This window comes from Candidatus Desulfosporosinus nitrosoreducens (assembly GCF_030954495.1).
Lineage (GTDB): Bacteria > Bacillota > Desulfitobacteriia > Desulfitobacteriales > Desulfitobacteriaceae > Desulfosporosinus > Desulfosporosinus nitrosoreducens.
On sequence record NZ_JAVHUW010000029.1, the window covers coordinates 41,674 to 54,051 of the forward strand.

Here is a 12,378-nt window from a genome sequence, read left to right on the forward strand (position 1 = left end):
ATTATCCAACCAAGTCAAAATTTTCCCGAATCCCAGGCAGGATTTTTTTACCATGCAGAGAATATCATTATGGACAGACCTGGAAAGCAAAGGAAGGGTGGTGATTCATAATGAATATTACTGATGTGCGGGTTCGGAAGATTAACACGGAAGGAAAGATGAAGGCAGTGGTTTCTGTGACCTTTGATAATGCCTTTGTTGTGCATGATGTCAAAGTTGTTGAAGGCATGAATGGTATTTTTGTTGCTATGCCTAGCCGGAAGACACCTGAGGGAGAATTTCGTGATATCGCTCACCCTATTTCTGCTGCGGCACGGGAAGTCATCCAAACAGCTGTTTTAAAGGCGTATCAAGAAGCCATGTAATTTGCTAATCTTAAAGGAGACCTTGCAAGGGTCTCCTTTTTTTACCCTTGAAAAGGATAACTTTGTTAATACTTTCTGACAGCCTTCAGGGACACTTGGCCAAGCAAGTTTTCTTTTAGATATTATCCTTGTACTAAAAAAGGATTTTGGGCATATTTGACGAATAAAGAACTTTTGGGATGTAAAAATAAGTACAGGTTAAACTAAACTGGAGGCGAAGAAAACTATGCCTAATTTGGTAGCGGTGATCATGGCTGCCGGAAAAGGGACAAGAATGCAATCGAAGTTGCCGAAGGTCATGCATTCACTAGCCGGGAAACCGCTCATTGAACATGTCTTGGACGTGGCCAACCAAGTTGGGATTGAACGACCGTTAGTGATTGTCGGGCATGGCCGTGAGGTTGTCGCGGCCAGAATTCACGAACGCGCTGAGATAGTGGTTCAAGCAGAGCAGCTGGGTACAGGACATGCTGTTATGCAAGTTCTGCCTTATCTTGAAAATGCGGGAACGGTACTTGTCCTAAGCGGAGATCAGCCGTTACTTAAAACTGAATCGCTGCAAGCCCTCATAAAAATGCACGAAGACCGGGAAGCCTGTGCTACCGTATTGACGGCCTATATGAATCAACCGTTTGGGTATGGCCGCATTCTTAAAGACGGGGAACGTCTGGTCAGGATCGTTGAAGAAAAAGATGCTACACCGGAAGAGCGGGAAGTGAAGGAAATTAACACCGGGACGTACTGCTTTAAGGGGCCGGCGCTTAAGGATGCTCTAAGGAAAATTACTCCCCAAAATGCTCAAGGAGAGTATTATCTGACTGAAATCTTTGATATTTTTCTTAAGCAGGGGGAACGGATGCTGACGTATTGCACGGGAGATTCTCATGAAGCCCTGGGAATAAATAGCCGAAGTCAGCTGGCAGAGGCTGAAGGGATTTTTCGCGGGCGTATTCTTGAGCGTTGGATGGCGGACGGAGTTACAATTGTTGACCCTGCTTCAACGTTCATTGACGCTGGAGTAGAACTGGCGCAAGATGTCACGATCTTGCCTTTCACCCGACTTCTGGGAAAAACTCGCATAAAAGAAGATGCCGTTATCGGGCCTCAAACGAGTTTGGAAAATTGCAACGTAGGGTGTTCATCTGAAGTAACTTATACCGTAGGGAAAGATGCGGATATTGGAGACCGTTGTCATATTGGACCTTTTGCTTATTTGAGACCGGGAACCCGTCTGGAGGAGAACGTAAAAGTCGGTGACTTTGTAGAGATTAAGAACAGCAGGATTGAAACAGGGGCCAAGGTTCCCCACCTAAGTTATATCGGGGATGCCCATGTCGGAAAGTCTGCAAATATCGGTGCAGGGACTATCACCTGTAATTATGACGGTATCAATAAACATCCGACGAAAATTGGGGACTATAGTTTCATAGGCAGCAATACAAATTTAGTGGCTCCCGTAGAAATAGGAGACCATGCTGTGACAGGCGCAGGCTCGACAATTACCAAAAACGTACCTGCAAATGCTTTGGCGGTCGAACGGAGTCAACAAATTGTAAAAGAACATTGGCACCGCGAAACGAGAAATAGGGGGCAAAAATAGGCATGGCAGCGAAAGAATTTAAGATTTTCTGTGGAAATGCCAATCGTCCATTGGCTCAGGAAATTGTGGATTATCTGGGAGTCCCGCTTGGAGAGGCTAAAATTAAACGTTTCCAAGACGGAGAAATCTCAATTGCCATTGATGAAAGTGTTCGGGGCTCGGATATTTACGTAGTTCAACCGACTTGTTATCCTACAAATGACAACATTATGGAGTTGCTCATTTTGATTGATGCCATGCGTCGAGCCTCGGCACGTCGGATTACCGCCGTAATGCCCTACTATGGCTATGCCCGGCAAGAACGCAAGTCAAAGGCCCGTGACCCAATTACTGCAAAATTAATGGCTAATCTTATAGCAACCGCGGGAGCGGATCGCGTCGTGACAATGGATTTGCATGCCCCAGCAATCCAGGGCTTTTTCGATATACCCCTCGATCATTTGCCGGGTGTTCCGATCCTGGCCGAGTATTTCCGCGAAAAGGGTCTGGGAAATCTCTGCGTAGTTTCCCCGGATTTAGGGGGGGTTACGCGAGCCCGCAATCTTGCGGAGCGAATCGGTGCTTCCATTGCTATTATTGATAAACGCCGGCCGGAACCCAATGTCTCGGAAATAATGAATGTTATAGGGGACTTAAAAGGCAAAACGGTGATTATGATTGACGACATCATTGATACTGCCGGGACGATTACTCAAGGTGCTTATGCTCTGATGGAGCGGGGAGCTAAAGAAGTGTACGCCTGTTGCACCCATGCTGTTTTATCGGGGCCGGCCATTGAGCGTCTGGAAAACTCAGTCATCCAAGAACTTGTGGTCACGAACACAATTCCTTTAGGCAAGGAAAAAACACTCCCTCGCATTAGGGTATTGTCTGTGGCCCCTCTTCTCGGTGAAGCAATCGTCCGTATTCACGAAGATCTTTCCGTTAGTAAACTTTTCAGTTAATGAGACCCCTGGGGTATTACCCCAGGGGTTCTTTGGTTTGAGGGTTTTCAGGAGGACTTTGTTCATCGGGATTTTCTTCATCGCTGGGGATGGCTTGAAGTTCGCTTAAGGCAATAGGCTGTTTTTCTTCGGAAGACTCTGCCTCATTAGCGAGCTTCTGCTTTTTAAAATAGCTGCTGAGGGTATGAGTGGTTTCTGAAGCGAGATGTGACGTTGAGTGTAAAAAATTCTTGAACGATTCGCTGATCCCTTTATCTGCAACAGTTAAGGCACTTTCGCTTCCTTTTTGAGTTACAATAACGTCATGCCCAATAGTTGTGATATACTCCGCAGGCATCCAGGCTTTTCCGCTTAAAAAACCGTCGAGCTTCCCGGAAGAAATTTCGATCTGGGTTATTTTTCCCGATCCTGGGTCGACATAATATTCGTCCGCAATTCCCAGAGTTTTCCCGCTTTCAGTGATCATTTTAGTACCGATGATTGTTAACTTGTCTTTGACTAATTCCAAGAGCTCGGGAAGGTTGGAGGTCTTTTCCACATGGGACTCTTTGTCAATGGTGATGGCGTCGTCACCGACACTAACAACCTTGGTATAAGGTATAATGCGCTGATCCTTAAAAAACCCTTTGGGGTCTACGATAATTGCCGCGAGAGATTTTGTGCCGGCATCAAGGATTAAATTTTTTACATAACCTATTTGCTGCCCTTCTTGAAGAGAGACAATGGGGAGAGATAAAAATTTTCGACTTGGTTTCATAGGTTCACCCCCTTATGGTGATGATTATTCGTTGCTTATCCATATGAATGTATTCAGAATATGGAATGAATATGCTTGGGAGGGTATTTAGAATGAAGGTTATTGTCGGGCTAGGCAATCCGGGACCTCAATATGCTGAGACCCGCCATAATATTGGCTTTCTGTTGATAGACGGTCTGGCAGAGGCCCTGGGGTTGCAATTCCGAACTAAATTTCAAGGTTTATGGACAGAAGGAATGGTGCAAGGAGAACGTCTTTTGTTTTTGAAGCCCCAGACTTTTATGAATTTAAGTGGCCGTTCTGTAAAAGAACTTGTTCATTTCTACAAAATCCCAACTGAAGATGTTTTAGTAGTACAGGATGATATGGATTTGCCCTTGGGCAAACTGCGCTTGCGTAGCCAGGGGAGTGCCGGAGGGCACAATGGAATACGGTCAATTTTAACGGAGCTGGGGACAGAACAGTTTTGGCGGCTTAAACTAGGTGTGGGGCGGCCGCCGAAAGAGTGGGACCCGGCCCAGTACGTTCTTTCATCCTTTGCCGAAAGTGAGCTGCCAACAGTCGAAGATTTATTAGAGCGGGCTTATAAAGTGGCGAATCTCTGGCTTAAAGGAGAAACGGAGCGGGCTATGAATTTGTACCATCGCTAAATGAGTATAACCTCTCGCCCTAGAGGCAATTCTACTTCTAGGGAGGTGATTTAGGGATGAGAGTTGTTAAAGTGTGTCGGGCCTGTGACAGAATCATCGGTGAGATTGAGCTTGATGACTTGACCAACGCGAACTCGGACCCTATAATGGATATCGTTGGAAATGTTTCCTATACGCTTTGTCCGGGTTGTCTGAATGATATGGAAACAGAGCCGAAAGGTGTTTTCCATTAAGGAGATTCTAAACCTTGGGTTTGGGGCGGATGATTGAGTTTGGTTTAAAATGGGCATGCCGGTGAACGCCATGCCCTTTAATCAGTATGAGGAGTAGGCAAGTGGGGGTCCCGTCATGGACGTTCATCTTTTTTTGCCGCCCGAAAGGATGAGTGTTTTTTGAATACAATCAGTGATTACCTTCGACAGGGATTGGACGTTCGAGAAATCGAGCAGTCGCTTGAACGTAGGGAATGGCCGCAAATGATTTATGATTTAACAGGTGGTCAAAAGGCAGCGCTCATTTCCCAGTTGTTAGAGAAATCGAGACCCGGATTGATACTGACCTATTCTGAGGAACAGGCTCAAAAGTGGACTGAGGATTTAAAGACGTGGTGTCCTCGGAGGACTATCTTGCATTTGCCGGCTACAGAATGGCTGCCCTTTGAAGTCTTAGGAAAGAGCAGAGAAACGACAGCGGAACGAATTCGTGTTTTGAATCGCTTAGCTTTAGATCAGAATTGTACCGTGGTTGCCTCCGTTCTGGCAGTTGAACGGCGCGTTTTTCCGCTTCAACGCTGGAAAGATTATACGCTTGTGTTGGAAACGGGAAAAGCGTATGTCTTAACAGACATTCTTTTGACCTTAACAACCGGAGGATATGAACGTGTCGAGACAGTTGAAGGAAAGGGTCAGTTTGCGCTGAGAGGAGGAATATTAGATATCGCTCCTCTGGATGGTGAGGCTGTGCGGATTGAATTTTTTGATGACGAGGTTGACTCCATCCGTACGTTTGATCTTGAAACCCAGAAATCAATTTTAGCGCAGGAGAGAGTCTTGATCTCGCCGGCTATGGAATACGTGATAACCAAGGAGGAGCTCCAGCAGCTTCGCTTCACAATCCGCTCGGAAGCCCGTAAAGCGACAGGCCGGCTGCAAAGAGCCGGGAGAGCAGATTCGGCGGAACGTTTGCATAATAAAGTTATTTTTCTGGAGGAAGGTCTGGCACAAGGAATTCTCGACGAAAATGTTTACCCTTTTTTGAGTTTGGTTAATATGCCTCTCGTTCCATTTTTCTCATATTTAGCGGAAAATCATTTTCTTATTTTAGATGAGCCGATGCGTTTGAAAGAACAGCTTGAGTTTCAAGCCAATGAGCGATTATTGGAATTCACTCAGCAGTTAGAACAGGGCGAGGGATTTGTCCATCCTGAGACTCAGTTTATAAGGTATGAGGATTTATTAATGCACGGGTTGAAGCATCCTTTAATGGGGCTCTCAACTTTGCTGAGACAAGCTCCCGGAATCACCCCCAAGCGGGTTTTCAACTTGAATGCCCGCTCTTTGACGGGATTCATGGGAAAGACAAGCAAGTTAGTTGACGAAATCGAACATCTTAAAAACGCAGGAAATATCGTCGCCCTTTTCGTCGGGGATGAGGAACATACGGATCGTTTAATCCAGGGGTTGAAGGACCGCGGGGTTGGCGCCAATCGCAAAAAGCTCGAAGATCCTGTTGAAGAGGGACATGTCTATGTGTATCCTTATTCTTTAGATCAAGGATTTGAATTGCCTCTCGGAAAACTTGTCATCCTTACGGAAACTGAGATTTACAAACGAGAGAGTAAGGTAGCCGTCAAGAAACCGAGCTCTCCCTCAACCAAGAGTGTTTTTATTTCGGATCTTAAGCCGGGTGACTATGTCGTCCATGTCCATCATGGGATTGGACAATTTGTCGGGATTGAACGGCTGGAGGTTGGGGGAATAGCCAAAGACTACTTTGGAATTCGCTATGCCGGTGAAGACCGCTTATACGTGCCTTTGGACCAACTCCATCTCCTGCAAAAATATTTGGGAAGTGCTGCGGAAACTTTGCCCAAACTGTATAAGCTCGGAGGGACAGATTGGCATAAGGTTAAGAGCAGAACCCGTTCCGCCGTTAAGGAGATGGCGTTTGATCTTCTGAAACTCTATGCTCAGCGTGAGGCCATTAAAGGGCATGCCTTTTCTCCGGACAACGTTTGGCAAATCGAATTTGAAGAGAAGTTCCCCTACGTTGAGACTCAGGATCAACTTCAGTGTATCGTCGATGTCAAACGGGACATGATGCTTCCTCGTCCCATGGACCGCTTGCTTTGCGGGGATGTGGGGTATGGAAAAACGGAAGTTGCTCTTAGAGCGGTCTTTAAGTCGGTTATGGACAGCAAACAGGTGGCCTTCTTAGTTCCGACGACTATTTTGGCTCAACAGCATTTCAACACCCTGCGCGAACGATTTACAGGTTATCCGATAACCATTGATATGTTGAGCCGATTCCGTTCGCCTAAGGAACAAAAGGAAATCATCCAGGGTCTTAAAGAAGGCAGGATTGATGTTATTGTAGGTACCCACCGTATTCTGGCTGAAGCCGTTAAATTTAAAGATTTAGGATTACTGATCATCGATGAGGAGCAGCGCTTTGGAGTTGCCCATAAAGAAAAGCTCAAGACTTTGAAAGGAAATGTTGATGTTCTGACGTTGTCAGCGACCCCCATTCCCAGAACTCTGCATATGTCTTTGGTGGGAGTTCGGGATATGAGCGTGATAGAGACTCCGCCGGAAGGAAGATATCCGGTTCAAACCTATGTTACGGAATTTCGTCCCGATGTGGTTAGAGATGCCATACGCCGCGAAATTCAACGCGGAGGCCAAGTGTTTTATGTCCATAATCGCATTGAGGATATGGACAAAGTCACGAATTTCTTAAGCCAACTGGTTCCTGAGGCGCGTTTGGGAGTGGCTCACGGGCAGATGCGTGAAACTATGCTGGAACGCGTCATGCTTGATTTTCTGGAACAAGAGACAGATGTCTTAATATCTACAACGATTATTGAGACAGGCTTGGATATGCCGAATGTCAACACTCTGATTATCGATGAAGCGGATAGAATGGGCTTATCTCAGCTTTATCAATTGCGCGGTCGGGTGGGGCGGTCTAATCGCAAAGCCTTTGCCTATCTGTTATATAAGCCGCAAAAGGTTCTTACGGAAGTTGCCGAAAAACGCTTGGCTGCCATTCGCGAATTTACGGAATTTGGCGCGGGCTTTAAAATTGCTATGCGGGATTTGGAAATTCGTGGCGCGGGAAATTTAATCGGTGCTCAGCAGCACGGACATTTAGCAGCCGTTGGCTTCGAACTTTACAGCCAGATGCTCAAAGAGGCTGTTCAGGAATTGCGGGGAGAGAAGGTTGAGGAGGTCGAAGAGCCCAGTATAGAGCTTCAAGTGGATGCCTTCTTGCCGGATTCTTACGTGGCGGATAAGCAGACTAAGGCTTCTTTGTACCAACGCTTAGCAATGGTGGGGAATGAAGCGGGGCTTGAAGAGATGGTTGACGAATTAGTAGATCGCTTTGGAACTCCGCCCCGGGAAGTTGAACACCTCATTGAAATTATCAGGATCAAGTTGCTGGCCAGCTCAATTCATCTGGAATTAATCCGACAAGAAAAGCAAAATGTAAGCCTTCGTTTCGGAGCGGACCTTGGAATTAGCGGTGAGCGTTTAATGGCCGTAGCGTCTGCCTCTCCCCTGCCTTTATCTTTTAAAACCATGCCTAACGGGAATTTGGAATGCAGGATTCGTGTCCGAACCCTTGATCAAGAAGAAGTAATTGGGGCAGTAAGACGCGTGCTTGTTATTTTTGGTAATATTGCTTCGCGGACAACTCCTTGATATACTGGACTAAGGTGAATTGAAAGGGTGTGTCATAATGAAAAAGTCCCGGATAGGGATATTAATGGGCGTTCTTATGCTAATGCTTGTAACCATGGGCTGTTCCTCGCTGGTGGATGGCAAATGGGCGGCTAAGGTCAATGGAGACTCAATATTAATCAAGGATTATGATGATCGTGTGACGGCGGCCCAAAAACTCTATGAGACTCAGGGGATGAAGTTTGACACGGATCAAGGTAAGCAAGCTCTGACCCAGCTCAAAAGCCAAATACTTGACCGCATGATTGAAGGCAAGCTTCTGGCCCAAGAGGTTAAGAACCTTAAGCTGAAAACGGATGATGCTTCTATAAAATCTCAGGAAGATGCTGTCAAGAAAAATATGGGTACGGATACCCAGTTCCAAAATACTCTAAGCCAACAAGGGATGACAGAACCGGAATTAAAGAATTTTTTAGCCGTCTATACGAAAGAAACCCAAGATGTCAAACAACCTTCAGACAGTGAGGTTAAGGCATACTTTGACAAAAACAAAGCCAACTACGGTCAGCCTGAAAGTGTCACTGCCCATCATATACTGCTTAAAACGGAAGACGAAGCTAAGGCGGTCATTGCCCAGCTTCAAACCGCAGAGAAAAATAAACAAGAAATTCTTCCCTTGTTTGAACAAATTGCCAAAGAAAAATCGATCGAACCGGGAGCAAAAGATTCCGGCGGAGATTTGGGCACGTTTACCAAAGGGAAAATGGTCCAGGAATTTGAAACTGCTGCCTTTGCCCAAAAAGTGGGGACCTTTTCAACAACTCCGGTGAAGACGCAGTTTGGATACCATGTCATTTACGTTCAGGCACACACGCCTGCCAGCACACCGGATTTTGAAAGTGTAAAGGCCCAGGTAGCCCAGGATGCTCTTAATGATGCCAAAGATGCCAAGTTTCAGACCTATTTTGACAATTTGCGTAAAAACGCTAAGATTGAGTATGCTAAAGCCTATCAGCCCGCAAGTTAATTGTTAATTTCCAAGAAGGCAAAATTTATTGCCTTCTTTTGTTTTGCCTTGGAAAATAATGAATAATTGGCAATCTCTAGATATATACTATCATTGATTTAAATAGCAAGAGAAAAGGATGTAATGAGTTTTCGGGAACAAAGGAGGAATGTGCGCCTATGAAAGCAACAGGTATTGTGAGAAGAATTGATGACCTTGGTCGTGTCGTTATTCCGAAGGAAATTCGTCGGACTCTTCGTATCCGGGAAGGAGATCCGTTAGAGATTTTTGTAGATCGCGAAGGGGAGGTTATACTTAAGAAATATTCTCCCATTCGAGAGTTGGGGGAATTCGCCAAAGAATATGCTGATTCGCTTTTTGAAGCTACAGGTCATATAACCTGCATCTCGGATCGGGATACAATCATAGCCGTTGCTGGAGCTTCGAAGAAGGAATATTTAAATAAGCCCATAGGGCACTCCGTGGAACAGGCTATGGAAGAACGGAGAACGATTCAAATCGGGATTAACGGTACCGGTGAGAACAATTTGCCGAAAAGCAGTGACAATGACGAAGAGGATAAAGCGAAAACCACCTGTGAGGTCATTGCACCGATAATTTCTCAAGGAGATCCTATCGGTGCCGTTATGATCATTTCTAAAGAGCCTACGGTGAAAATGGGGGACTTGGAGGTCAAGCTGGTCGAGACTGCGGCTGTATTCTTAGCCAAACAGATGGAACAATAGGGTTAGCCCCGATGCCTCCGGCAGGTCATAAACGTTGGTTGGTTCATACTTTCTGGCAAATGAAATAAAGCGGTACTCCCGCTTTATTTTACTTTATGCTAAACTAGCTTAAGGAGGTGAAAAAATGTCCTCGTGTCTTCATGTTATCGGACTAGGTCCCTCGGGGCTTGAACAACTAACTGTGGGAAACTACCGGCGTCTCTGTAAAGCTAAGAGAGTCTTTGTGAGAACATCTCAGCATCCCTGTGTTCAAGAATTGATTGCCGAAGGGGTTCAGGTAGAATCATTTGATGAGGTCTATAGCACAAAGTCTTCTTTCGAAGAAGTGTATCAGCAAATTGTGGAACACTTGAGAACAGAGCTGCTGAAGAGTTCAGAAGTCGTTTATGCTGTTCCAGGGCACCCTATGGTTGCGGAAAAGACAATTCAACTTATCTGTGAAAAATTGGAGCAGGACTATGAGGTGATCGTCCATCCGGCCATGAGTTTTGTGGATGAGATTTTCCGAGTACTAAAATTTGACCCGATTGAGGGAGTGCTTATCCGCAATTATGACGCTCTCCGAAACGCAGAATTATCCGGGCTGGAGTGGCTGATTATTCCCCAGGTTTATAATCAATTAATTGCTTCCGAAGTTAAGCTTGACCTGATGACTTCATATCCTGATGATGCGGATGTGTTTGTGGTTCAAGCCCTGGGTACCTCAGATGAGCGGGTGGACAAGCTGCCGCTTTATGAGATGGATCACGGTACTTTTGATCATCTCTCAACCATTGTTCTTCCGCCGTGTTCCGAGGTTATCTCTTGGTCAAAGTTGGTTCAGGTGATGGCCGTATTGCGTTCTCCGGATGGGTGTGCCTGGGACCGTGAGCAGACACATCAGACATTGAAGCCTTGTTTGATCGAAGAAAGCTATGAAGTATTAGAAGCAATCGAGAAACAAGATATGTATAATTTGTGTGAAGAGTTGGGAGACTTATTATTACAAGTTGTATTTCATGCTCAAATCGCTGCGGAGGATGGAGAATTTCAAAGTCAGGATGTTTTGCAAGGGATTATCCAAAAGCTGATTCGCAGGCATCCCCACGTTTTTGGGGAGGAAAAGGCCGAAACGGCAGATGATGTGATTCAGGCCTGGGATAAGATCAAGCAAAAGGAGAAAGCTGACAGAAGCGAGGACAGAGCCTTTTTTAACGATCCTAGGGAGTTGCCGGCTCTTATGTTGGCTTCGTCAACACAACGCAAAGCGGCTGGAGTAGGGTTCGACTGGGCTGATGTTGAAGGGCCTTACCGCAAGGTTCAGGAAGAACTGCTCGAATTACAGGCTGCCACAAAGACTGGGGTAGGCATTCGTGAGGAATTAGGGGATTTGTTGTTCGCGGTTGTCAACGTATCAAGATTTCTTAAACTGGATGCCGAAGAAGCTCTAAGGGACGCTGTACATAAGTTCCAAGTACGTTTTCTCAAAATGGTGGAACTAAGCCGCGAGGGAGGTCGAGAGTTCGCAAGACTATCACTCCAGGAGATGGACGTGTTTTGGGAAATGGCAAAGTCTCAAGAAAAAGGTGGCAAATTCATGTAATATTAGCTGAATAAGCAGGAGATTGATTTTTTATCGCGAAATATAGTTTACGAGATAAGATCTGTTATTTAGGAGGGACTATTTTGAATAAGGCTGAGTTAGTTAGTGCAGTTGCTGAGAAGGCGGAAATGTCCAAGAAGGACGCAGAAAAGGCCGTAAGTGCCGTTTTCGCCACAATTGAAGAGTCCTTGGCACAAAATGAAAAGGTCCAATTGGTGGGCTTTGGTACGTTTGATGTCAAAGAGCGTGCCGAAAGAACGGGAAGAAACCCCCAAACGAAAGAAACAATTACAATTCCTGCCGCTAGAGTTCCGGGTTTCAAGGCAGGGAAAGCTCTAAAGGACGCAGTCCAAAAGTAAGGCTTTGGACTTTGTGAAAAGTCAGGTTCCGGGTTTTCTGGGACCTGATTTTTATACAAATTATCGTTCCAGCAGCCAAAAGGGAGGATTAGCGACAGTAAACTATGCGTATTGACAAGTACTTAAAGGTATCTCGTTTGATCAAACGACGCACAGTAGCCAAAGATGTCTGTGTGGGAGAGAAGATTAGCATCAATGGCCGAATTGTTAAGCCCTCAGCGGAAGTCAAAGTGGGGGACCGAATTATTCTGGAAATGGCGAACCGCATTGTCGAAGTAAAAGTCTTAGCAACACCTAATAGCATAAAGGCTAATGAAGCTCAAACCCTCTATGAATTAATTAGAGATGAACGAAAGACAGAGTCTGATTGAAAAGACTCTGTCTTTCGTTTTTAATGTCGGGAAGTACAATCTCGTTAATAGTTTTTGCAAGCTCCTCTCGTCTTCCTTGGTTTCAGGAAGATTAGG

Annotated in this window: 12 protein-coding genes; 11 read left to right on the top strand and 1 reads right to left on the bottom strand. The window is 45.5% G+C overall.

The annotated features are described in order from the left end of the window. Positions 1 to 110 precede the first annotated feature (110 nt). The 3 genes from spoVG (at position 111) to REC12_RS04175 (ending at position 2,909) form a co-directional block, all read left to right on the top strand. Entirely contained in the window at positions 111 to 365 is a 255-nt protein-coding gene (gene spoVG, locus REC12_RS04165; RefSeq protein ID WP_014825186.1) for a septation regulator SpoVG, read from the top strand. A gap of 226 nt (positions 366 to 591) precedes the next feature. Beyond that, complete coding sequence (gene glmU, locus REC12_RS04170; protein ID WP_308892551.1) at positions 592 to 1,965, top strand: bifunctional UDP-N-acetylglucosamine diphosphorylase/glucosamine-1-phosphate N-acetyltransferase GlmU; 1,374 nt, start codon at positions 592 to 594, stop codon at positions 1,963 to 1,965. A gap of 2 nt (positions 1,966 to 1,967) precedes the next feature. Then, complete coding sequence (locus REC12_RS04175) at positions 1,968 to 2,909, top strand: ribose-phosphate diphosphokinase (RefSeq protein WP_308892552.1); 942 nt, start codon at positions 1,968 to 1,970, stop codon at positions 2,907 to 2,909. 16 nt (positions 2,910 to 2,925) lie between these two features. Here the strand turns inward: REC12_RS04175 and REC12_RS04180 are convergent, their stop codons facing one another. After that, the gene (locus tag REC12_RS04180) at positions 2,926 to 3,666 is read right to left on the bottom strand and encodes a PRC-barrel domain-containing protein (RefSeq protein WP_308892553.1); all 741 of its coding nucleotides are present in this window, start codon (positions 3,664 to 3,666) and stop codon (positions 2,926 to 2,928) included. 92 nt (positions 3,667 to 3,758) lie between these two features. Between REC12_RS04180 and pth the strand changes: the two genes are divergently transcribed. From pth to REC12_RS04220, 8 genes are all read left to right on the top strand, one after another. Continuing rightward, entirely contained in the window at positions 3,759 to 4,316 is a 558-nt protein-coding gene (gene pth / locus REC12_RS04185) for an aminoacyl-tRNA hydrolase (RefSeq protein WP_308892554.1), read from the top strand. 56 nt (positions 4,317 to 4,372) lie between these two features. After that, positions 4,373 to 4,549 carry a hypothetical protein gene (locus REC12_RS04190; protein WP_308892555.1) on the top strand — a complete coding sequence of 59 codons (177 nt, stop codon included), beginning with the start codon at positions 4,373 to 4,375 and terminating at the stop codon, positions 4,547 to 4,549. 159 nt (positions 4,550 to 4,708) lie between these two features. Continuing rightward, the gene (gene mfd, locus REC12_RS04195) at positions 4,709 to 8,239 is read left to right on the top strand and encodes a transcription-repair coupling factor (protein WP_308892556.1); all 3,531 of its coding nucleotides are present in this window, start codon (positions 4,709 to 4,711) and stop codon (positions 8,237 to 8,239) included. Between the two features lie 37 nt (positions 8,240 to 8,276). Next, on the top strand, positions 8,277 to 9,245 hold the full coding sequence (locus tag REC12_RS04200) for a peptidyl-prolyl cis-trans isomerase (RefSeq protein ID WP_308892557.1): 969 nt from the start codon (positions 8,277 to 8,279) through the stop codon (positions 9,243 to 9,245). 158 nt (positions 9,246 to 9,403) lie between these two features. Beyond that, positions 9,404 to 9,970, top strand: a complete 567-nt coding sequence (gene spoVT / locus REC12_RS04205; protein ID WP_308892558.1) for a stage V sporulation protein T — start codon at positions 9,404 to 9,406, stop codon at positions 9,968 to 9,970. Positions 9,971 to 10,094: 124 nt separating this feature from the next. Next, on the top strand, positions 10,095 to 11,552 hold the full coding sequence (yabN, locus tag REC12_RS04210; RefSeq protein WP_308892559.1) for a bifunctional methyltransferase/pyrophosphohydrolase YabN: 1,458 nt from the start codon (positions 10,095 to 10,097) through the stop codon (positions 11,550 to 11,552). Positions 11,553 to 11,635: 83 nt separating this feature from the next. Continuing rightward, positions 11,636 to 11,911 (top strand): non-specific DNA-binding protein Hbs, encoded by a 276-nt coding sequence (hbs, locus tag REC12_RS04215; RefSeq protein ID WP_308892560.1) that lies wholly within the window; start codon positions 11,636 to 11,638, stop codon positions 11,909 to 11,911. A gap of 104 nt (positions 11,912 to 12,015) precedes the next feature. Next, entirely contained in the window at positions 12,016 to 12,282 is a 267-nt protein-coding gene (locus tag REC12_RS04220) for an RNA-binding S4 domain-containing protein (protein WP_308892561.1), read from the top strand. Positions 12,283 to 12,378: the final 96 nt, after the last annotated feature.

Excerpts from the sequence above, each read along its gene's own strand:
- REC12_RS04220 (WP_308892561.1), top strand. The coding sequence starts at position 12,016 with ATGCGTATTGACAAGTACTTAAAGGTATCTCGTTTGATCAAACGACGC.
- yabN (WP_308892559.1), top strand. The coding sequence starts at position 10,095 with ATGTCCTCGTGTCTTCATGTTATCGGACTAGGTCCCTCGGGGCTTGAA.
- REC12_RS04180 (WP_308892553.1), bottom strand. The coding sequence starts at position 3,666 with ATGAAACCAAGTCGAAAATTTTTATCTCTCCCCATTGTCTCTCTTCAA.
- spoVT (WP_308892558.1), top strand. The coding sequence starts at position 9,404 with ATGAAAGCAACAGGTATTGTGAGAAGAATTGATGACCTTGGTCGTGTC.
- REC12_RS04200 (WP_308892557.1), top strand. The coding sequence starts at position 8,277 with ATGAAAAAGTCCCGGATAGGGATATTAATGGGCGTTCTTATGCTAATG.
- REC12_RS04175 (WP_308892552.1), top strand. The coding sequence starts at position 1,968 with ATGGCAGCGAAAGAATTTAAGATTTTCTGTGGAAATGCCAATCGTCCA.
- glmU (WP_308892551.1), top strand. The coding sequence starts at position 592 with ATGCCTAATTTGGTAGCGGTGATCATGGCTGCCGGAAAAGGGACAAGA.
- pth (WP_308892554.1), top strand. The coding sequence starts at position 3,759 with ATGAAGGTTATTGTCGGGCTAGGCAATCCGGGACCTCAATATGCTGAG.
- REC12_RS04190 (WP_308892555.1), top strand. The coding sequence starts at position 4,373 with ATGAGAGTTGTTAAAGTGTGTCGGGCCTGTGACAGAATCATCGGTGAG.
- spoVG (WP_014825186.1), top strand. The coding sequence starts at position 111 with ATGAATATTACTGATGTGCGGGTTCGGAAGATTAACACGGAAGGAAAG.